Annotated in this window: 24 protein-coding genes and 1 tRNA gene; 14 read left to right on the top strand and 11 right to left on the bottom strand. The window is 63.7% G+C overall.

The features are described from left to right. The first annotated feature begins 2 nt into the window (after positions 1-2). The 13 genes from AC1DVS_RS05925 to AC1DVS_RS05865 all read left to right on the top strand — a co-directional run bounded on the left by AC1DVS_RS05925 (position 3) and on the right by AC1DVS_RS05865 (position 8,945). Positions 3-674, top strand: a complete 672-nt coding sequence (locus AC1DVS_RS05925; protein ID WP_478021277.1) for a FliH/SctL family protein — start codon at positions 3-5, stop codon at positions 672-674. Further along, positions 671-1,984: a FliI/YscN family ATPase gene (locus tag AC1DVS_RS05920; protein ID WP_478021095.1), complete on the top strand. Its 1,314-nt coding sequence runs from the start codon at positions 671-673 to the stop codon at positions 1,982-1,984. The genes AC1DVS_RS05925 and AC1DVS_RS05920 overlap by 4 nt, the downstream gene beginning before the upstream one ends. Next, positions 1,984-2,433 carry a hypothetical protein gene (locus AC1DVS_RS05915; protein WP_478021093.1) on the top strand — a complete coding sequence of 150 codons (450 nt, stop codon included), beginning with the start codon at positions 1,984-1,986 and terminating at the stop codon, positions 2,431-2,433. The genes AC1DVS_RS05920 and AC1DVS_RS05915 overlap by 1 nt, the downstream gene beginning before the upstream one ends. A gap of 89 nt (positions 2,434-2,522) precedes the next feature. Continuing rightward, on the top strand, positions 2,523-3,344 hold the full coding sequence (locus AC1DVS_RS05910; RefSeq protein WP_478021091.1) for a hypothetical protein: 822 nt from the start codon (positions 2,523-2,525) through the stop codon (positions 3,342-3,344). A gap of 1 nt (position 3,345) precedes the next feature. Continuing rightward, entirely contained in the window at positions 3,346-3,789 is a 444-nt protein-coding gene (locus tag AC1DVS_RS05905) for a flagellar hook assembly protein FlgD (RefSeq protein ID WP_478021089.1), read from the top strand. A gap of 3 nt (positions 3,790-3,792) precedes the next feature. Next, positions 3,793-5,019: a flagellar hook protein FlgE gene (locus AC1DVS_RS05900; protein WP_478021087.1), complete on the top strand. Its 1,227-nt coding sequence runs from the start codon at positions 3,793-3,795 to the stop codon at positions 5,017-5,019. Positions 5,020-5,042: 23 nt separating this feature from the next. Continuing rightward, positions 5,043-5,831 (top strand): FliM/FliN family flagellar motor C-terminal domain-containing protein, encoded by a 789-nt coding sequence (locus tag AC1DVS_RS05895; RefSeq protein ID WP_478021085.1) that lies wholly within the window; start codon positions 5,043-5,045, stop codon positions 5,829-5,831. 5 nt (positions 5,832-5,836) lie between these two features. Beyond that, on the top strand, positions 5,837-6,163 hold the full coding sequence (locus AC1DVS_RS05890; RefSeq protein ID WP_478021083.1) for a FliM/FliN family flagellar motor switch protein: 327 nt from the start codon (positions 5,837-5,839) through the stop codon (positions 6,161-6,163). 26 nt (positions 6,164-6,189) lie between these two features. After that, positions 6,190-6,576 (top strand): hypothetical protein, encoded by a 387-nt coding sequence (locus tag AC1DVS_RS05885; protein ID WP_478021081.1) that lies wholly within the window; start codon positions 6,190-6,192, stop codon positions 6,574-6,576. Beyond that, the gene (fliP, locus tag AC1DVS_RS05880) at positions 6,567-7,286 is read left to right on the top strand and encodes a flagellar type III secretion system pore protein FliP (protein WP_478021079.1); all 720 of its coding nucleotides are present in this window, start codon (positions 6,567-6,569) and stop codon (positions 7,284-7,286) included. Before AC1DVS_RS05885 ends, fliP begins: the two co-directional genes overlap by 10 nt. Further along, positions 7,283-8,020 carry a sigma-70 family RNA polymerase sigma factor gene (locus tag AC1DVS_RS05875; protein ID WP_478021077.1) on the top strand — a complete coding sequence of 246 codons (738 nt, stop codon included), beginning with the start codon at positions 7,283-7,285 and terminating at the stop codon, positions 8,018-8,020. The genes fliP and AC1DVS_RS05875 overlap by 4 nt, the downstream gene beginning before the upstream one ends. A gap of 2 nt (positions 8,021-8,022) precedes the next feature. After that, positions 8,023-8,592, top strand: a complete 570-nt coding sequence (locus AC1DVS_RS05870; protein ID WP_478021076.1) for a hypothetical protein — start codon at positions 8,023-8,025, stop codon at positions 8,590-8,592. A 5-nt stretch (positions 8,593-8,597) separates the two neighbouring features. After that, on the top strand, positions 8,598-8,945 hold the full coding sequence (locus AC1DVS_RS05865; protein ID WP_478021074.1) for a hypothetical protein: 348 nt from the start codon (positions 8,598-8,600) through the stop codon (positions 8,943-8,945). A gap of 45 nt (positions 8,946-8,990) precedes the next feature. Here the strand turns inward: AC1DVS_RS05865 and AC1DVS_RS05860 are convergent, their stop codons facing one another. The 6 genes from AC1DVS_RS05860 to AC1DVS_RS05835 all read right to left on the bottom strand — a co-directional run bounded on the left by AC1DVS_RS05860 (position 8,991) and on the right by AC1DVS_RS05835 (position 14,645). Beyond that, entirely contained in the window at positions 8,991-10,130 is a 1,140-nt protein-coding gene (locus tag AC1DVS_RS05860) for a tetratricopeptide repeat protein (RefSeq protein WP_478021072.1), read from the bottom strand. A 36-nt stretch (positions 10,131-10,166) separates the two neighbouring features. Then, positions 10,167-12,194 carry an FHIPEP family type III secretion protein gene (locus AC1DVS_RS05855; RefSeq protein WP_478021070.1) on the bottom strand — a complete coding sequence of 676 codons (2,028 nt, stop codon included), beginning with the start codon at positions 12,192-12,194 and terminating at the stop codon, positions 10,167-10,169. After that, positions 12,191-13,276 carry an EscU/YscU/HrcU family type III secretion system export apparatus switch protein gene (locus tag AC1DVS_RS05850; RefSeq protein ID WP_478021068.1) on the bottom strand — a complete coding sequence of 362 codons (1,086 nt, stop codon included), beginning with the start codon at positions 13,274-13,276 and terminating at the stop codon, positions 12,191-12,193. The genes AC1DVS_RS05855 and AC1DVS_RS05850 overlap by 4 nt, the downstream gene beginning before the upstream one ends. 1 nt (position 13,277) lies before the next feature. Beyond that, on the bottom strand, positions 13,278-14,033 hold the full coding sequence (locus tag AC1DVS_RS05845) for a flagellar biosynthetic protein FliR (RefSeq protein WP_478021066.1): 756 nt from the start codon (positions 14,031-14,033) through the stop codon (positions 13,278-13,280). Positions 14,034-14,043: 10 nt separating this feature from the next. Continuing rightward, positions 14,044-14,313, bottom strand: coding sequence for a flagellar biosynthetic protein FliQ (locus AC1DVS_RS05840; protein WP_478021064.1), 270 nt, complete (start codon positions 14,311-14,313; stop codon positions 14,044-14,046). Positions 14,314-14,569: 256 nt separating this feature from the next. Then, positions 14,570-14,645, bottom strand: a tRNA-Thr gene (locus AC1DVS_RS05835). A 181-nt stretch (positions 14,646-14,826) separates the two neighbouring features. Between AC1DVS_RS05835 and AC1DVS_RS05830 the strand changes: the two genes are divergently transcribed. After that, positions 14,827-16,224 (top strand): PAS domain-containing protein, encoded by a 1,398-nt coding sequence (locus AC1DVS_RS05830; protein ID WP_478021062.1) that lies wholly within the window; start codon positions 14,827-14,829, stop codon positions 16,222-16,224. A gap of 20 nt (positions 16,225-16,244) precedes the next feature. Here the strand turns inward: AC1DVS_RS05830 and AC1DVS_RS05825 are convergent, their stop codons facing one another. From AC1DVS_RS05825 to AC1DVS_RS05805, 5 genes are all read right to left on the bottom strand, one after another. Further along, positions 16,245-16,646, bottom strand: a complete 402-nt coding sequence (locus tag AC1DVS_RS05825; protein WP_478021061.1) for a nuclear transport factor 2 family protein — start codon at positions 16,644-16,646, stop codon at positions 16,245-16,247. A gap of 104 nt (positions 16,647-16,750) precedes the next feature. Next, a complete protein-coding gene (locus AC1DVS_RS05820; RefSeq protein WP_478021059.1) occupies positions 16,751-17,395 on the bottom strand; it encodes a hypothetical protein in 645 nt (214 codons plus the stop codon). A 22-nt stretch (positions 17,396-17,417) separates the two neighbouring features. Then, a complete protein-coding gene (locus tag AC1DVS_RS05815) occupies positions 17,418-17,984 on the bottom strand; it encodes an ATPase (protein WP_478021057.1) in 567 nt (188 codons plus the stop codon). Then, positions 17,981-18,220, bottom strand: a complete 240-nt coding sequence (locus tag AC1DVS_RS05810; protein WP_478021055.1) for a hypothetical protein — start codon at positions 18,218-18,220, stop codon at positions 17,981-17,983. Before AC1DVS_RS05810 ends, AC1DVS_RS05815 begins: the two co-directional genes overlap by 4 nt. A gap of 139 nt (positions 18,221-18,359) precedes the next feature. Further along, complete coding sequence (locus AC1DVS_RS05805) at positions 18,360-18,674, bottom strand: EthD family reductase (protein ID WP_478021053.1); 315 nt, start codon at positions 18,672-18,674, stop codon at positions 18,360-18,362. Between the last annotated feature and the right edge of the window lie 116 nt (positions 18,675-18,790).

Raw genomic sequence — 18,790 nt, 5'->3', positions numbered from 1 at the left:
GCGTGATCAAGGCCCGTTCCGCAGCGACCATGGTTCGCGCGCTCGGTCCGGATCCGCAGACGGCCCGTCAGGATGCGCGCGCGCCGGAGCCATCTGAAGCGGAGCTGGCTCTTGCTGCTGCGACCCGCGAAATAGAGCGGTTGCAGGCAGCACTTGCGGAAATGCGTAAGCGGGCGCCTGAAGCGGAAGCGCTCGCGCACGAGGCCGGCCGCCAACAGGGTCTTGAAGAGGCTGCAGATGAGACCGACCGGCTGATTACGGCTGTATGCGCTGGTGTCGATCACGCCAGCGCCGCCTGGAATGACCGCCTGGCTGAGCTTGATGCGCTGGCAGCGATGCTTGCCCAGGCTTCATTGAGCAAACTCTTCGGCGACGCGCCCGACCTCACTGAACTGGTGACCCGCTCGATCCGCCATCGCACCCAGACGCTGGGCCGTGAAAGCGTGGTTTCCATCCGGGTCAGTGGAGCGGATTTCCCTGACGAGGCCGCCCGCGACGCACTTCGGTCCGCCGTCGCTACGGGCTCGTCCGAACTCATCATCGATCCATCGCTCACCACCGGCGAATGCCGGCTCGATCTCAAGCTTGGATCGATCGATATCGGTGTCGCCTCGCAGTGGCGCGCGATCGATCGCTTCTTCGATGTGCTGATTGCCGGCGAGGTCGCCGCATGAAGCTTCACGCGTTCCTTCGGCGGATCGAAGATGAGGATTTCGCGCCGGCCTATGGCTATGTCCGGAAGGTCGCGACCGGCATTGTCGAGGCGACGGGCCCCTCTGCCGCGCCAGGCGATCTCTGCGATATCGAAAGCGAGTCTGGCGGCTGGGTCCCGGCTGAGATCGTGGCGATCGATGAGCGCCGGGTTGTGCTGGTTCCGCTCGAGCAGAGCGGGACGATCAGGCCGGATGCGCGCGTCGTTGCTCGCTCGAGCCACCGCCAGGTATCCGTCGGAGATGGATTTGGCGGCCGTGCGGTCAACGCTCTGGGCCAGCCCATCGACGGTGGCCCCGCGATCGTCGCCGACAGGAGCGTGGCTCTGGGTGGTACGGTGCCGAGGCCGATGGAGCGGGTTGATCCCTCCACCATATTGCAGACCGGCCTCCGCGCGATCGATGGTCTGTTGACACTTGGGGTCGGTCAACGCGTGGGCGTGTTCGCGGCAAGCGGGGTCGGCAAGACCAGCTTGATGGAGCAACTGGCGACCCAGACCAGAAGCGACCGGTGCGTCATCTGCCTCGTTGGCGAACGCGGTCGCGAGGTCGAGGCCATGTGGCGCCTGTTGTCCCGGCGGAACGATGCCGCGCGCTTCACGCTCGTCGCTGCGACCTCTGACGAGAGCGCGGCGCTCCGGGTACGATCCGTTCACTATGCGCTATGCCTCGCAGACTATTGGCGTGCGCGGGGCGAGCATGTGGTGCTGATGGTCGATTCAGTCACCCGTATGGCGATGGCTCTGCGCGAGATCGGCCTCGCCGCCGGCGCGCCGCCGACCGTTCGCGCCTACACGCCCAACGTCTTTGCCGTGCTCCCGCGGATCGTCGAGCGGTGCGGCGCGATCCGGGGAGGCGGTGCGACCACTGCGATCATGACCGTGCTCAGCGAAACCGATGATGTCGACGACCCGATCGTCGAACTGATGAAATCGCTCCTCGATGGCCATATCATCCTCTCGCGGAGCCTGGCGGAACAGGGCCATTTCCCCGCAATCGACATTCCCCGCAGCGTCAGCCGGGAGTCCGAACGACTGGTTTCGCCCGAACAGGCAAAGGCGATGCGCGAGGCGACTGCCATGCTCTCCGCTTATGAAGAAGCGCGCGTGATGATCGAAAGCGGCGTGTACAAGAGCGGCACCAATGCCTCGGTCGATCGCGCGATCGCCGCGCGGGCCGAGCTTGGTGCTTTCCTGCGTCAGCCGCGCCGCGAACATACTGGCATTGATGACACGATCAGCCGGCTGCGGCTTCTCGCTCCGGGTGCGGCCTGATGCCGAAGCGGGCCGACCCTAGGCAAATCGCCAAGCTGGTCCAGGTGCAGCATGCGCGTCGCGCAGCCGCGGAGGCTGCCCTCGTGGATGCGCGGGACGCGGAGTCGTCAGCTCGGGGAGCTCGTGATGAGGCGCAGACCGCGGCGACGGCTGCTGCCGGTGACTGGTCGGATTTTCTTTCAAAGCCAGGGTTCGCACCGGAATATGCACGCGGCCTCGCCGCGCGCCTCATCGCACGCGAAGCCACGGCCGGCGAAGCAGGCGCACGCCTCACGCTCGCAGAGGGCGCGCACGTGGAGCGCCAGGATGGTTGGCGACTCTCCGAGGCGCTGGTGAAACTTGCCGATGCAAGCCTCACCCGGGCCAGACGCACGACAGCCCGGGCACGCGAAGAAAAGCGGCTGGGCGCGCTGTCCGACCGGATCACCTTTGGCTGGATGCGATCATGACCATTGTCCTTAATCCTTATCCAGGTCTGCCCATACGCACCCCCGCCCCGACGCCGGCGGCGCCGCCGCCCGGGAAAGAGGAACCCGCCATGGACTCGGGCTTTGGGAATCTCGTGCGAGGCCTCATCTATCCGTGCGCTGGAGCGCCCGGGTTTCTCGAGAGCGTTGCGCCCGATGAGAAGCCGGGTGCGTCCTCGCCGGCCCTCGCTGCGGACGTCTTCAATCAGAACGGGTTTTTCGGGCACGCTGTTGCGGCCGACGAGCAGATGCAACCCGATCGAGAGCTTGCCTCCGAGAAACCAATTTCGGCCGGGCAGACGCCGTCCGACGATAATGGCTCGCCGGCGGAATCCGAGACTCCGGACTACCGGCTTCAGTCAGTTGTCAGGCCTGGCGCGCCAACGCCCAGCCCACCGGCGGATGCTCCGACCATTTCCCCGGAGATTGTGGCGAGCGCCTGGACCAGGGTCTCCACCGCGCCTGGAAATGTGCAAAGCCCGCTGCCCGATGCGCCAGGCTCGAACGATGGATTGCCGGGTGAGATTGTTCCGATCCGCCTCGCGTCCGACATGACTTTTGCTCCTGCCGTGATCAGGGTCGCAGCGGGAAGCGAGGCGGAGCGTGGCAGCGCCGCGCCTTCCGCAATCCGGACCGTCTCTTTCCGCGCGAGTCTTGAAGCGTTGCTGCCGCGACTGTTCGCCCAGGACGGCGCGGCGCTGAACACACGGGTGTCAGTCCAGGCTGTGGAGCACGGCCTTCAGGTCGTCGCGAAGCTCGACGATCTTCGGCCGGAGGAGCGCATTCGCCTGCGGGACCGCATTGCCGCGACGCTTGCCCGGCACGGGCTGGTCGGTCGCGAGATCAGGTTGAACGGAGATAAAAACATGGCTTCGGTCGAGGGAAATCACTGAAATGCAGGTAAACCCAGTTTCCGCGACCGACTCCAGCGCCGCGGCATCAAACGCGTCCACGAGTAGCGCCGCGACCTCCGCCTTCGGGCTGAGTTTCGACTCCTTGCTCAAGATCATTCTGACCCAGCTGACCTATCAGGATCCGCTGAAGCCGATGGACAATTTTCAGTTCGTCTCGCAGCTCGCGCAATTCTCGCAAATCCAGATCGGCCAGACGACAAACGACAAGCTCACCACTCTGGTCACCGCACAGGGTAACATTCAGGCGACAAGCCTGCTCGGACGCACGGTCGATATCGGCACCGGCACATCGTTGATCAGCGGGAAGGTCACCTCACTCGCTTTCGACAACGGCAATTCGAGCATCACGATCAAGACCGCGAACGGGAGCACCATCAGCGGCATCTCCATATCCGGCATCACTCAGATACGCGAAGGGAACTAGACCATGTTCGGGTCGATCTATATCGGGCTCAGCGGCCTTAACGCCTATTCGCGCGGCCTTCAGATGGTCAGCAACAACGTGACGAATCTGAACAGCCAGGGCTTCAAATCATCGACTGTCAATTTCAGCGACCTGTTCGGGAATCAGGGCAGTGGCGGCCTTTCCTTCTCATCGGGGGAGGGCTCGGCCGGGCACGGCGTCGAAGTGGGCGGTTCGCACTATGACATGGGCCAGGGCGAGCTCCGCCAGACCGATCGCGATCTCGATCTCGCCGTGGACGGCAGCGGCTTCATGATGCTGATGCGCGGCGACGAGGTGGCTTATACCCGCACCGGCAGCTTCGAGGTCGATAAAGACGGCTATATCGTACTGTCCGGCACCGAATATCGCCTGGCGACGCTTGATCCGTCGGGACATCCGGTCAACGTGTCGATCAATGCTTCCCGCAGCAGCGAGCCCAAAGCAACAACCACGGTGAAGTTTGCCAACAATTTGTCCGCGGACGCGAACACCGCAGGCACTGCGGGCGGGCCTGAGACTCCGGTTACCGTCCCCGATATCAAGGTCTATGACAAGAATGGCGGCGCTCACATATGGAAGGTGAGCTTCACAAAGGACACCAGCGTCCCCGGTCAGTGGTCGGTGAAAGTCACCGATGACAAAGGCGCGTCGATCGGGGGGCCGCAGTCGCTGAGGTTCATCGCAGGAAAGCCCGACCCGACCACGACCGCGCTCACCTTCACGGACACTCTGAACGACACGGACGCGACGAACGATCTGTCGGTCAGCCTCGATTTCTCCGTTATCACATCCTACACAGCTGGCAGCACAGAGACCCTCAGCGCCAGCTCAACCGACGGTTATGCCCTCGGATCGCTTGTCTCCGTGAAGGTCAACAACAAGGGCGAACTCGAGCTCGGTTACTCGAACGACCAGAAGCAGCAACTGGGCGCCGTCGCGGTCGCCGATTTCCAGGATCCGTCGGCGCTGAAGCAGCGTAGCGGTGGGTTATTCACGGATTCGGGGAGCGCAGGGCGTCAGCTCATGACAACCGAGGATCCGCGTGGTGGCAACATCGTCTCGCGTCGCATCGAGGCGTCGAATGTCGATCTGTCAGCCGAGTTCGGGGATCTGATCCTGATCCAGCGCGGCTTCCAGGCCTCATCGCAGATCATCAGCGTGAGCAACGACATGATCCAGCAGCTCTTTGGCATCCGCGGCCAGGGCTGATCCAGATCATCGGAGGCAAGGCCGTGCAGAAGAAACATCGATCGTGGCTGCCCGAGGCAGCTCTGCAAACGGGTCGGGTCGACAGCCTGTTAGCGGAGGTTGCGCGGACATGGTCCGCTACCTGGTTCGCGCGCGCCAATGCGCGCGCACTGGCAGCCGTCACGCCGCTACCGACCCATGTGGACCTCGGCGGAGGGGGGACATGGCTCACGCTTGATCGGCATCTCGCGCTCGGCATATCCGCGGGCKGGCGCCTTGCGCTTGCCAGCATGATGCTGGACGCATCAAATCCGCCGGATGGTCTCACAGAGGCCGATCAGCAGCTGATCGATACTCTCTCTACCGCCTGTCTCGATGATCTTGGCCGCCGCATCGCGGAGATGTTCGTTCTTCCTGCAGCCTCACGTTGGTCAATATGCGCAACTAGCATCATGCCGACCATTGAAGAGCCGCGCGGCTGCAGCCTGGGCGTCGAGACGCGGGCGCCCTTGATCAGGATCGTGTCGAGCACTGAGCAGATTGTGGCGCTGACCCGGGCCGGACTTCCCGCTCCTGCGGCACGGAGCGCCTTGCGGCCTTTTTCCGCAGGGCTTTCGAGCCAGAATGTGACTGTCTCAGCCTCGCTTGGCCGCGCCGTGATCACCGTCGCTGACATGGCGGGCCTGAGCAAAGGCGACGTCCTGGTCTTCGATTCACAAGCTGACTCGCCGCTCGCCATCGCGGTCAACGGAAAGCCCGCGTCTCGCGGCCGCTGTACGGTCGTCGAGACAAATGGCGACCTCCATCTCAAACTTCTCGAACCCGTCAGGTAATATTTGTGACCGAACAGAAAATCAGGACCGGCGTCGCATCGGCCCGACCCGAGACGCCCGTCGTGCAACCCTCCCCCGCTCAATCGCCATCGCCGGACAGGATTAACAGCAAGCTCATCGACTCCGTCGAGGTGGTGCTCGAAGCCTTTCTGGGCAGCGCGCATATGACGATCGGCCAGCTCACTGCGATGAAACAGGGCGCGGTGGTCGAGCTTGACGCGGCGCTCAATGCGCCGGTGGAACTGAGGCTCAACGGCGTTGCGGTCGCACGTGGTGAACTGGTCGCGGTTGGAGAGAATTTCGCAGTCAGGCTGACAGAAATCTCATCGTGACACGTTGCCGATCTCTTATCCAGGCAATGACAGCGCTGGGCTTGTCGGTCTTGCCGACAGTAGCCGCCGCGCAGTCGCACCCTGGGCATTTGGGCGGCGGCGGCGAAGTCGATGTTTCGCTGGGGCGGGTCATCATCTCGTTCGTGATCTGCATCATCATTGCAGGCTTGGCGATTCTGCTGATCCGCCAGCGCACCGGCAAGATAGACCTCGCCTCATTCTTTGCCAGGATCGAGCCGCGCGCTCGGGAGATCAAGGTGGTCGAGACGCGGCGCCTCAGCCCGCATGCCGATATAAGCCTCGTCCGTCAGGGTGGGCGCGAATATCTGCTGGTCCTGCAACAGGGTAGTACACAGGTCTTACGCGATGAGGCCGTAGCGGCCGGCGTTGCGCAGGAACCGCCATGCGTCTGAGGCACCGGCTTTTAGCCACGGCGTTCGCGGCATCGGGCCTGCTGGGTGCTGTGCCCGCTCACGCCTCCCCGCACGGCCTGGGCATGTCATCCGATGTGGTGCGGACCGCCCTGATCCTGACCCTGCTCGCGGTTATTCCGTCGATCCTCATCTGCATGACGAGCTTTGTGCGCATCATCGTCGTGCTCTCGATGGTGCGGCACGCTTTCGGCATGCCTGAGACGCCGCCTAATCCGGTGCTGGTCAGCCTCGCCCTTTTCATGACCGCCTTCATCATGTCTCCGACGCTCACCGCGCTGAACGCCAACGCGATCCAGCCACTGCTCGCTAACCGAATCAGCGTCGAGGACGCGATGGCGAAAGGGACAATACCCTTGCGCGATTTCATGCTCGCCCAGACGCGCGATGCCGATATCGAGGCGATCTATTCGATCGCGCATGCGACACCGCCCGATCGCCCGGATCAGGTCGACATCTTGAAGCTTGCGCCAGCCTTCATGCTCAACGAGCTGCGCGTTTCATTCACGATCGGGTTCGTGATTCTGCTCCCCTTTCTGTTGATCGATCTGGTCGTCTCGGCGATCCTCCTGTCCCTGGGCATGATGATGGTGCCGCCCGCGACAATCTCGCTGCCGATCAAGCTTTTGATGTTCGTATTGATCGATGGCTGGAGCCTTATTCTGCAAGGGGTGCTCGGAAGCTTCAAATGATGGCCGCCCGTGACCCTTCCGGACTGGAGCTGGTGGTGGATCCGGTGCGCGCCGAAGCATCGCTCTGGCGACGCTTCCGGTTCGAGGACGACCTGCGTTGTCGGGAAACCCTGTTCAATCGCTATTTCAAGCTCGCACGCTCGGTTGCTGGCCGCTTGTTTCGCGCTCGCCCGGGGCAGCGCCTCGAACGCGCCGATTTCGACCAGTTCGCCTGTGAAGGCTTGCTGCAGGCGCTCGATCGCTATGATCCTCTGCGCGGTGTGCCGTTCAGCGCCTATGCGCGACGACGGATCACCGGCAATATCGCGGACGGCATATCGACGCTCAGCGAAATCGATGCCCAGCTCAGCCATCGCCACCGCGTCGAGCAGGAACGGCTCCGATCACTCGCGAAGGCAGGCGGCGACCCGCTGGCGGCTTTATCGGAACTCGCCGTCGGCCTGGCGCTCGGGCTGATGCTCGAAGGCACCGGGCTCATCGAGCCCGAGGATGCGCCGGACAGGCGGCCAAGTGCCTATGACAGCCTTGTCTGGCGCGAGACTCAGGCACTGCTGGTTGCCGAGATCGGCAAACTGCCCGAGAATGAAGCTATTGTCGTGCGGCAGCATTATGATCACGGCCTGTCCTTCGCGAGCGTGGCGCAGCTCATGAATCTTAGCGGAGGGCGAGTCTCGCAATTGCACCGCGCAGCACTTGAGCGCTTGCGCAAAAGACTCCGGACGAAAGGGGAATGACGATGACGATCTTGTGCGGTGATGCCGACCTGCAGGAACTGATGGAGGCGATGCAGTCCGACGAGCATGATGAAATTGCCCGTGCCGACCGGCTGATCAGCGCTTTTCCCGAGGATCCGCGGCTGCACTTTCTGCGTGGTTCGATCCTCGCGTCGATCGGTCGCCCGATCGAGGCGCTATCGTCGCTCAAGAAGGCGGTTGCGCTCGCGCCGGATTTTGCGATCGCCCGTTTCCAGCTCGGCTTCTTTCAGCTGACATCGGGCGAGGCTGCCGACGCGCTCTCGACCTGGGGACCGATCGCGCTCCTTCCGGACGGTCATTATCTGCGCTTCTTCGTGGGTGGCCTGACCCACCTCATTCGCGACGAGTTCGACGACTGCGTGACGCGGCTTAACGAAGGTATTGCCGTCAATGACGAGAATCCGGCCCTCAACCGCGACATGCAACTGATCATCGATCAGGTGGGTGAGATCAAACGCGCCAACGCCCGGGACGACGCAGGGGAGGAAGCTGGCACCACCTCTGCGACGAGCTTCCTGCTCGACCAGCTTTCCGGCCGCCGGCCAAGCTGAGCGCAATGACGCGCGTCAGCAACGCCGATCATGTCCTTCTGCTCCTGCAGGAGCAGCTGGGCCGACTTGGCAAGGAAAGGTCAGGCCGGCGCGCGCCGACCCCGGCGGCGCGCAAGGGTACGCCCGAACCGGTCACCCGATTGCGGGCGTTGGCGGCGCGGGAGGGGATATCCGAGGACGATATGAAGCGCGCCCTGGTGCGCAGCGTGCTTGTCCAGCAATTGGGGGAGGCGATCGGGACCGACCCCGCATTCGAGGCGATTGCGAGCGATGTCATGCGGATCATCGGCGAGTCCGACGCAGGCCGCGACCTGCTCGACAAGGCGATGTTGCAGCTTGGGCGCCAGCCCTGAGCGATACCCTGAGCGCAGCGATACCCTGAGCGCAGCGAACCGGGGTCAGTTCAGCCCCATCCCCATTTTCGCAAGCGCTTGCCCGATCGTGCGATTGCTGCCTGCGATCGGCGTGTTCGCGGCAAGCTCGAAGATGCGCCGTGCGGTCTGCTGGTCGCCGCCACTTGCGGCCAGCAGGGATTTCGCAAGCGCCGCCGAATAGCATTGCCGGTCGAGCCGAAGCGCGACGTCGCTTTTCCTGCGCGCCTCGTCGAGATTGCCGGCGAGGATGTCGAGTACCGCGAGCGATCCGTGCGTTTCCGCAAACGTATCGTCGATCGCAAGCGCCGTCTCAAAGCGCGCGCGCGCACTCGCTATGTCGTTGTTCACGAAATAGGCCCAGCCAGCCGCGATCCAGCTCCCGAGATGATCGCCGAACATTTCGGCGCCCTTGTCGAGATCTGCCGGCGCGCTGTCGGCCTGGCCGGTCATCATCTTGGCGAGCCCCAACCCGATCCAGGCCCTGGGAGCGTTCCGGTTGGCGGAAAGTGCCCGCTCGAACAGATCGAGCGCATCAGTGGCATGGTCATCTCCGAGCGCGAGCGTGCCGAGCGTCGTGAGGGCATCGGGGTGATCGCCGGCGACGGCCGCGCTCTTTGCGGCGAGAGCCTCGTCATTAATGTCGAGCGCCAGCACGGAAACGGCTGCCATCAGGCCGCGGTGATCGGGATAAAGCTCGATATAGGCACGTGCAGCGTCGCCGGCGCCGTCGAAGTCACCGAGCTGGTGCATCAACTGCACTCTCAGTTCGGCGGCTTGCGGCAAATGCCTGGCCGTCTCATCATCAAGGACCTCGAGAGCGTCCGCAAAATCCTTCAGATTGGCGCGCGCCCAGGCGAGGTTGAACCGGACGGCGCTGTCGTCGACACCTGCCTCGAACAGCGCGCCGAACGCCTCGGCCGCCTTGTCGAACTCCCGCACCTGGAGCGCGGCGATCCCCGCAAAATTTGTCTCACGGGGTGGCAGCGGTGCGATCGCAGCATAGCGGGTGAGCAGATCGCTGGCGATATCGGCTTTGCGCTCGTCGACCGCCGCTTCCGCCGCATCCGAGAGGAGCGCCAGGTTGTCCGGGTCACTCTCGAGGAATGAGAGGAGCCGCGTGAGGCGGCCTGACGGTGCCGCACCGGCACTCGCGATTTCGTTCATCATGGTCCTTTCGCGACCCGGAGAATGCTGGCGATGTCAGGCCTCAACGCGGACGACATCGAATGATCTGAGGTTAATCCGCATCGGTATCTCGTTGACCGACAATACCGACAATTTCGGGATGCTGCGCCTGGTAAAGGCCTTAAGATGACGGCGCAATTCCGGACCGCACAGCAGCACGGGCGCGCGGCCGTCCCGATGCATGGCCTCGACCAGCGATGAAAGCTTGCGGATCAGCTGCTCGGCAAGTCGGGGTTCAACCAGCATGGCGCCAGACGCACTTCCCTGGGCCATGGCCGCCGAGATCTGATTTTCGATCCTCGGATCAAGGCTCAGGACGGCAAGATCGTTGTGCTTGCCGCGCAGCTGATGGCAGATCGCATAGCTCAGCCGCTGGCGTATCAGCTCGGTCAGTTCGGCCGGATCCTTCTGGGTGCGGGCAAGATCGAGCAGATGCTCCAGGATGAGGTCGAAATTGGCGACCGACACCCCTTCCGCGAGAAGATTCTGCACCACGCGTTGTATGTCCGAGACTGCAAGGCCGTTCGGGATCAGCTCTTCGACGAGCCCCGGTTGCCGTTCGCGCACTTCCTCGAGCATTTTCATGACCACTGGACGCGTCACCAGCGTCGGTATCTCGCCCCGCACGACTTCCGCGAAATGGGTCATCAGCGCCGTCACTGGATCGATGATGCGCAGGCCGAGCGCGCGCGCTTCGCCAACCAGCGACGGGTCGATCCATGACGCGGGCAGCCCAAAGGCTGGATCACGAGTCTCGATCCCGGCGATAGCGGGGCGCTTCTCGTCTTCGCTGATGGCAAGCATGAGGCCCGGTTGAACCTCAGCGAGCGCGAAGCGCGATCCAAACAACCGGATTTCATATTCCAGCGCGGCCAGGCCGGGACCGTCGGCCACCCGAACCGCCGGAAATCCGATTCCATAGTCCTGTTCATGCAGGCGGCGCAGACTCGCAACCCTGTCCATGATGAGCGGCTCTTCGCTCTTCCATGCCTCGCCAAGATCACTGCCAAGAAAAATCTCGAGCGGCGGCGCAGAGCCGGTCGAGACCATTTCGCCAGCATCTTCGGTCAGCGCAAGCTCGGTCGCCGCTTCCGCCGAGGCGCGCCTTGCCCGGTACCAGCCGAACAGCGACAAGGCGATGATCACGACGATCGGCCATTTCGGCATGCCGGGCAGGAGCAGCAGCACAAGGAGAACACCCGCGACGATCAGCGGAATCCTCGGCACCGACGCGAGTTGCCGGAAGACCTCCGTGCTGAGCTGCTTGTCTGCCGACGAGCGGGTGACGATGATGCCTGTCGCGATCGAGATGATGAGCGCGGGGAGCTGCGTCGCGATGCCGTCGCCGATCGTCAGCAACGAGAAATGCTGGAGCGCTTCGCCCCAGTCCATCCCCATCTGCACGACGCCAACGATCCAGCCGGCGATGATGTTGATGAGCAGGATGATGATGCCAGCGACCGCATCGCCCTTCACGAACTTGCTGGCGCCGTCCATCGCCCCGTAGAAGCTGGCTTCCTTCTCGAGCTCCTCGCGCCTGCGGATCGCCTCCTTCTGGTCGATCAGGCCCATGTTGAGATCGGCGTCGATGCTCATCTGCGCGCCTGGCATCGAATCCAGCGTAAAGCGGGCGGCGACTTCAGAAACGCGCTGAGCGCCCGAGGTCACCACGACATATTGGACGACGACCAGGATCAGGAAGACGACCAGTCCGATCACGAAATTGCCCTGCACCGCAAAGGTGCCGATCGACGCGATCACGTCGCCGGCGCTGCCGCCGGTCAGGATCAGTCGGGTCGCCGCGACGTTGAGGGAGAGCCGGTAGAGCGTTGCGACGAGAAGCAGTGACGGGAAGGTCGAGAACTCGACTGGCTTGCCGACGTAAAAGGTGAGCAGCAGGATCGTCAGGCCGAGCCCGAAATTGCTGATGATCGCCAGATCGAGCATGGCTGGCGGGATCGGCGAAAACAGGATGACGAGGATCAGGATCATCGCTGTCACCAGCGCGAGATCCTTGTTGTTGCGAAGTATCCGGTTGATCATTTCTCGTCCTTGGGGGCGTCAGTCGGCACGACGCCGAGCTTCAAATAAAGCTCGGCCACCGCGTGATAATGGTTCTCGCCGATTTCGTGGCCAGTCTCGCAATCGGCATAGAGTGCGCGCGCGAGTACGGGACTTTCGACAACAGGAATGTGCAGCCGCGCCGCCAGGCGTTTCATCATCTGGGCGTGAAGGTCGCGCGCCTTTGCCCTCACCACGGGGGCGCCCGGTCTGGTACGGTCATAGGCGAGCGCGACCGCGACATGCTCGGGATTGACGATTACCATGTCGGAGCCGGGCAGGGCCCCGAGACCCTTGGAGCGCTTCACGAATTCGGCGTGGAGCTGCTTGCGCTTGCGTTTGATCCGGGGATCGCCCTCGCGTTCCTTGCTCTCGCGCGTCACCTCCCGCCGGCTCATCCGCATCTGCTTGCGGAATTCGCCGCGGGTGAGGACCTGATCGAGAATCGCGAACATGAATGCGAGCACGACGAACGTCCACAGCATCCGCATGCCCGTCGAGCGCATCGTTTCCGCCAGGCGCCCGGCATCGGTCACCGCCATGCCCGCGCCCGAGACTGCCCAGCGGATCAGCAAATAACTGACAGTCGTATAGATTGACATCTTCAGGACGCTCTTCAGCGCTTCCTTGAGGATGCGCATCGAAAACAGGCGCTTGATGCCCTTGGCCGGATTGATGCGGCTGAAATCGGGCTTGAGCGGCTGCGCGCTGAAGACGAGGCCGCGCAGCTGAATGATCTCGAGCAGGATCACGATTGCCGCGATCGTGCCTCCGAACAGGATGACCGGCTGGAGCGCCGGCCAATAAGCGGCGGCGACGGTGCTGATCGCCTGGTGGGGATCATTTGCGTTGGAAATGCCGGCAGCGAGCGCGCGGCGCATCATCTGGGCAAGGTGGCCGATCGTCGCCGAGCCGGCGATGCTGATAAATCCGGCCAGTGCAAGCAGCCCGGCGAAGAAGCTCAGATCGATGCCGCGCGCGACCGATCCCTTTTCGCGAGCGCGGCTGAGCTTGAAGGGAGTCGCCTCCTCGCTTTTGTTCTGTTCCTGGCTTGCCTCGGCCATGTCAGATCAGCCGGGGCGCGGTTTCAAGCGCGTAGCGGAGCATCCGCAGGAACAATGCGCCCGAAAGCGATATCGCGACCGGCAGCACCGCGAGGGTAGTCATCGCCTTCACCTGGAAGCCGAGCAGCATCACGTTCATCTGCGGCAATGTGCGTGACATGAAGGAGATGGCCAGGTCTGCGAGAAACAGCGCGAGAATGATCAGTCCGCCAAGCCCGAACGCCATCACGAAGACGGCCGAGATATAGCCGCTCAGAATCGTGATATCGCTGCCGATCGCCGCGCTGCCGAGCGGCACGCGCTCAAGCGATTCCGACCAGATGGCCAGAAGATCGGCAGGACCGTTCGTCGCGAAGAATACAGCGCCGGCGCCATAGGCGAACAGGGTGCCAACGAGCGGCAGCTGGGTGCGCGTTGCCGGATCGATCAGCATCGCCATGCCGAATCCCGCCTGCACGTCGATCGTGCGCCCGGCCGTCAAAAGAGCGGCAAAAGCGAGCTGGAGCGAAAGCGACAGGGCTATGCCCAGGAACAATTCCCCGATTGCGGTGAGGAAGAGCCCCTTCGACTGGAAATCCCCCTGCCAGCTCTGCAACGGGTGACTGGAGACCAGCCACGCGGCGAGCGCAATCGCGAGCGTGACACGCACGGTGGTTGGAACCCGCATCAGCGTGAACGGCGAAGCGAAGGCAAGCGTCGGCGCGATCCGCAGGCTCACCAGCAGGATAGCGATCGCCTTCTGCGTCAATTCGTCCATCAGCTGGGGATCAGCTGGCGAGCGTGGGAATCAGGAGATAGAGCGAGCTCGCGAACTGCGTGACCCGGCCCATCATCCAGGGGCCGATGGCAATCAGTAGAAAGGCAGCGACAAGGATTTTGGGTACGTAGCTTAAAGTGATTTCCTGCAGCTGCGTCGTCACCTGAAACACGCTGATCAGGATGCCGACCAGCAATGTTGCGATGAGGACAGGACCAGCCACGAGCAGGCTCGTCCAGAGCATGCCGTTCAGAAAACCCAGTGCGCGATCGGCGCCCATTCCGTACCCCCGAGGGCGATATCAGTGCTGCCGCGCAGCATCGACTCGCCGATGTTATTGCCCCAGTCTCAAATCTAGACACATCGCGCTGAGAGGCAACGTTAATTACTCGCTCGCCAACCATCGAATCAGCCGAAATGACTGTTCTGTATCCGCCGCACGACAAATGCCGGCATCCCGGTGAGCAAAGCTGAGGCGGGCCGGTCCGCAATCACCGTGCTGTAATATGGCGGGGCCGATTTCGGACGGGGAAGAATGGTGCCGCTTACAGGACTCGAACCTGTGACCCCCGCATTACGAATGCGATGCTCTACCAACTGAGCTAAAGCGGCGTTTCCCCGCTTCGCCCGTGGATGGGCGAACGCGAAGGCGCGGCGCTTATCAGCTAGGTCGGCGGCTGACAAGCGCGCACAATCCCCAGTCGCCAGGCGCCCCGCCTTTACGCATCGTTTACCACGCACGGTGCAGAACGCTTAGGTAACGGGCGTCGACGCCCAAACAGGGTAGCTTTGCATGGATCACGCGCGCGCTTTCGGGGACGATCGGACCGGCGATGATCTCGATACGGCAGAGACCGGCGTCGAGGACGCCCGCCTCGATATCACCACCGACGAGCGGCGCATGCATGTGCAGGCCTATAACCACTGGGTGTCGCTGCTGCATGAGCGGCCCTACCCTTCGCTGGCCGATCTCGACCCGGCGAATATCACCGATTTCGGCCCGTACAGCGTGCTGCTCGATTTCTCGAAGGGGATCGAGAACCCGGCGATCGCCTATCTCGGCCGCGCCTTGCGTGAGGAGTGCCAGCACGACTTCTCGGTAACGCATATCGCGCAGGTGCCGAGTCGCTCGCTGCTGTCGCGGCTGACCGACCATTATCTGCAAATCATCGCGAACCGCGCGCCGATCGGCTTCGAGGCCGAGTTCCTGAGCACGCGCGGGCACAATACCCTGTACCGCGGCATCCTGATGCCCTTCTCGTCCGACGAGGACAAGATCGACTTCATCTACGGCGTGATCAACTGGAAGGAGCTGGTCGACGCAGCGACTCAGGCGAAGCTTGACGGCGAGGTCGACGCAGCCGTGCGCACCACGCCCAAGCTCGTCGTGGCGGCGCCCGCCTGGGCCGACGGCCCGCACGCAGCGCTCGAGATCGACCATGAGGACGAGCTGCCCGAGGACGAGGCCGGCGACGAGAGGGTCTTTGCCCAGGTAGACGAGGCCGACACCTATGTGCTGAGCGAAGTGCACGGCGACGTGGACGATGCCGACGGGCCGCACGAGGAGATCGTCGCGGCGGTGTCGCGGCCGGCGGGGAGCCTGACCGACCAGCTGATGCTCGCGCAGCAGACCGCGGCCGCGGTGCGCGCGGCGGACAGCCGCACCCGCACGACTCTGTACCGCGCGCTTGCCCGCGCGCACGACTTCGCCGCGGCAGCCGATGCCGACCCGGCCGCCTATGAGGCGCTGCTCGACCATGCCGGCATCACGCTGCAGCTGCGCGCGCCGATGACGCCGATCGTGAAGCTCGTGTTCGGCGCCGATTACGACAAGACCCGGCTGACCGAATATGCCGCGGTGCTCTCCCATGCGCGGCGCATCGGCGTCGGCCGGGGGCAGCTGAACGACTTTCTCGAGGGCTATGAGGGCGGCATCAAGGGTGTCGTGAAGGCCGAGCGCGCCGCGAAGCTCACCAATGCGGCGCATGCCCACCGCCCCGAGAACCTGGCGGCGGCGATGGACGAGATGCCGGTGCTGGCCGAGGTGCAGATCGACACCGGGCTCGACACCGGAGACTATGTGGTGCTGCTCGCCCGTGTAGTGGACGGCGGCACGCTCGACGTGGTCGTGGCGATCGGCGACGATGCGGCGCTAACCCAGCGCGTGATGCGCCAGGCGGTCGCCCCCTAAGCCATAACGCTCGCCGCACTTCACGCGCGCGGCCCCTCCCCCGATGCACCGGCGCCGACCGGATTGACGATGTCGGCGGGATAGGTGCCGTGGCCTTCGATGACGCGGTCGCCTTCGAACTTCAGTACCTCGCTCACCCGGACCTGCTTCTGGTTCACATAGCCGATGACCAGGCAATCGACGCCGACGAACACTGCCTCCAGCGTGAAGTGAAGATCGGGCACGCGGGCGAGGCCGGCTTGCCAATAGTTGCGGATCGCCTGCTTGCCCGCGACCCGGCCGCCGCTTTCGGGAAGGAGGAGCGCGGCGAAGGGTGAGGTGAAGGTGGCGTTATCGTGGAAATGGCTGAGCACCGCCTCGACATCATGGGCGTTCCAGGCGGCGAGCCAGGCGGCGACGAAGCGTTCCGGATCGATGTTCATGGCGATCTCCAGTGAAGGGGAAGTCATGGTGTGTGGCGCGTGCGGCGGGGCGCGGGACAGCATAGTGTATCCGGCGGCGGGTTGAATCACCCCCCGCCCCCCCATCACTCCCGATGCGGCAGCCAGGCTTCGGCGCCGCGGGCGAGGGCGTCGACTTCTTCGGGGGTCAGCACATATTCCGGGTGATAGTCCAGGCCGAGGCTCTGGATATCGGCGGTCTTTGCGATCATCAGGCGGCTGTCCAGGGCGAACTCGCGCGCCACCAGGGCCTCGAGCTCATAAGCCGCGCCGGGCGAGCGGGCGGTGACGATGAGGGTTATGTCGGCCAGATAATCCCCGATGGCGACCCACATATGGCCATCCCAATCGAGATCGTCACGCAGGAACGGCATGACCTCGTCGCCGCACGACCCGGCCTCCCCGAAGACCCGGGCACCGTCCGCATAGAGCTTTCCGGCGACCAGATAGGCCGGCTCAGCCACCGCCGAGCGGAGCGCGACCGCATAAAGGGCGCTCATGGCGCAGCAGGCGCGCGGGACCGGGGGGAAGCCGAGCATCAGATCCAGCCCGACCTTCGCCAGCACCGCGCGGTTGGCGCGCGTCAGGGTGCTGGAGGCGAAAGCGGTCGCGGCTTCGGGGGAGTGGGTTGCGGCGATCAGCTCGGGAAGGGTGGGCAGCTCAGCAAGATTGGGCAGCTCGGGAAGGGCTGGCAGCTCAGGACGAGCGGGAAGGACTCGGAGGTTTGGCATCGGATGCCGTAGGGGTAACCGATCACGCGGCGGGGTCAAGATTTGCCCATGCCGGCGGCTTCGGCATGGCGTATTTGATCCGGCCACCCTCACGCGAAAGGACGAGCTGGCGGCGTGATCGGCTATTGTCGATCAGCACCACCCGGTCAGCGATTTCCATCGCCTCGCCGAGATGACCCAGACTGCGATCGAAGCGCCTGATCAGATCAGCGAAGGGCACATCATGGCCGCCCCGGCTGACCCGCTCGCGAACCCGCGCGATCGAGTTCTGGACGTCTCGCAAGCCGATATAGACAAGACTCACCTTGAATCCGCCGCTCCGCGCCGCGCGCATCAGATCGAGTTCACTGCGCCCGGTCAGCGTCGTTTCGATCGCGAAGCTTTTTCCCGCAGCGAGCAATTCTTGTCGCCGGTGCAGGGCAATTCGCCCGGCTTGCAGGATTTTCGCGCCCCCACTCAGATGCGGCGGCAGCGTCTGCGCGATAACATCTGGATTGACGACGGGAATCCGCCCCGCCACATGACGATCAACGATGGTGGTCTTTCCGGCCCCGTTCGGGCCAGCGAACACCCAAAGCTGCCGGGTCACGCAGCGGCTTGGAAGCGATGCTCGCCTTCGCGATCAAAACGAACCAGCTCACGGCGGCCGTCAGGATATTCCTTGATCACGGCGCCGGCAGGCGTGTCGTCTTCGCTGTAATAGATCGGGAAACCCGCTGCGAGATGCTCGCGCGCGGCGGCGCCATCATCGTTACGCGAAGCTGCCTCGATCGCTGGCAGCAGATCGGCGTCGGCATCGATCGGGTGTTTCAAACGGGTTGCCATGACCAGAACTATAGCGTGAATTGGGCGCGACGTCATCCTGGAAGGGATAATCCTTTCGAATCCGAAGCGCGTGATCAGGTGCGCCGGCACTAGGCCGATCCCGGCAAGTTCGACGGCTACGCCAGACGTACCGAAGCCCCTACCCTTCAACGATCTCGCTGATCTGCACGATGGGCGTGATGTCCGTATAGTTGGCAACGTCCGCGGCGATCTCAGCGCGGTGGGCACCGAACGCAGCCTGGAATGCCTCCAGCGTCGGCGCGTAGATGTGGCACGCAGCGACGAACGCCGGCGCGCTCCCAGGTTCGCGACCGCCGAGACCCTTGTCGATCTCGTAGCGCAGGCAGGCATCGCCGAGCCGTTCCTGGATCAGCGGCATATGGCTGGTGCGGTAATAGTCGTGATCGAACCGCGAGCCGCCATCGGCCGGATAATAGACGCTCATCTTGATCATGCTCGAGCTCCTGCCTGAACCGCTCAAGGGTTCAACCTGAAGGAGAGTGATGGAGGACGCAAGCTTGCGGACCACAATGGCGGCCGGACTGGGCAGGGGCGCTGCGCACGGGTAGC

This window comes from Sphingomonas sp. P3_C5, assembly GCF_056402635.1.
This window is presented reverse-complemented; position numbering and strand designations above follow the sequence as displayed.

Excerpts from the sequence above, each read along its gene's own strand:
- AC1DVS_RS05825 (WP_478021061.1), bottom strand. The coding sequence starts at position 16,646 with ATGAACATCGATCCGGAACGCTTCGTCGCCGCCTGGCTCGCCGCCTGG.
- AC1DVS_RS05875 (WP_478021077.1), top strand. The coding sequence starts at position 7,283 with ATGATGGCCGCCCGTGACCCTTCCGGACTGGAGCTGGTGGTGGATCCG.
- AC1DVS_RS05870 (WP_478021076.1), top strand. The coding sequence starts at position 8,023 with ATGACGATCTTGTGCGGTGATGCCGACCTGCAGGAACTGATGGAGGCG.
- AC1DVS_RS05805 (WP_478021053.1), bottom strand. The coding sequence starts at position 18,674 with ATGATCAAGATGAGCGTCTATTATCCGGCCGATGGCGGCTCGCGGTTC.
- AC1DVS_RS05865 (WP_478021074.1), top strand. The coding sequence starts at position 8,598 with ATGACGCGCGTCAGCAACGCCGATCATGTCCTTCTGCTCCTGCAGGAG.
- AC1DVS_RS05855 (WP_478021070.1), bottom strand. The coding sequence starts at position 12,194 with ATGATCAACCGGATACTTCGCAACAACAAGGATCTCGCGCTGGTGACA.
- AC1DVS_RS05905 (WP_478021089.1), top strand. The coding sequence starts at position 3,346 with ATGCAGGTAAACCCAGTTTCCGCGACCGACTCCAGCGCCGCGGCATCA.
- AC1DVS_RS05820 (WP_478021059.1), bottom strand. The coding sequence starts at position 17,395 with ATGCCAAACCTCCGAGTCCTTCCCGCTCGTCCTGAGCTGCCAGCCCTT.
- AC1DVS_RS05920 (WP_478021095.1), top strand. The coding sequence starts at position 671 with ATGAAGCTTCACGCGTTCCTTCGGCGGATCGAAGATGAGGATTTCGCG.
- AC1DVS_RS05810 (WP_478021055.1), bottom strand. The coding sequence starts at position 18,220 with ATGGCAACCCGTTTGAAACACCCGATCGATGCCGACGCCGATCTGCTG.
- AC1DVS_RS05830 (WP_478021062.1), top strand. The coding sequence starts at position 14,827 with ATGGATCACGCGCGCGCTTTCGGGGACGATCGGACCGGCGATGATCTC.
- AC1DVS_RS05885 (WP_478021081.1), top strand. The coding sequence starts at position 6,190 with ATGACAGCGCTGGGCTTGTCGGTCTTGCCGACAGTAGCCGCCGCGCAG.
- AC1DVS_RS05850 (WP_478021068.1), bottom strand. The coding sequence starts at position 13,276 with ATGGCCGAGGCAAGCCAGGAACAGAACAAAAGCGAGGAGGCGACTCCC.
- AC1DVS_RS05840 (WP_478021064.1), bottom strand. The coding sequence starts at position 14,313 with ATGGGCGCCGATCGCGCACTGGGTTTTCTGAACGGCATGCTCTGGACG.
- AC1DVS_RS05860 (WP_478021072.1), bottom strand. The coding sequence starts at position 10,130 with ATGAACGAAATCGCGAGTGCCGGTGCGGCACCGTCAGGCCGCCTCACG.
- AC1DVS_RS05900 (WP_478021087.1), top strand. The coding sequence starts at position 3,793 with ATGTTCGGGTCGATCTATATCGGGCTCAGCGGCCTTAACGCCTATTCG.
- AC1DVS_RS05910 (WP_478021091.1), top strand. The coding sequence starts at position 2,523 with ATGGACTCGGGCTTTGGGAATCTCGTGCGAGGCCTCATCTATCCGTGC.
- fliP (WP_478021079.1), top strand. The coding sequence starts at position 6,567 with ATGCGTCTGAGGCACCGGCTTTTAGCCACGGCGTTCGCGGCATCGGGC.
- AC1DVS_RS05845 (WP_478021066.1), bottom strand. The coding sequence starts at position 14,033 with ATGGACGAATTGACGCAGAAGGCGATCGCTATCCTGCTGGTGAGCCTG.
- AC1DVS_RS05915 (WP_478021093.1), top strand. The coding sequence starts at position 1,984 with ATGCCGAAGCGGGCCGACCCTAGGCAAATCGCCAAGCTGGTCCAGGTG.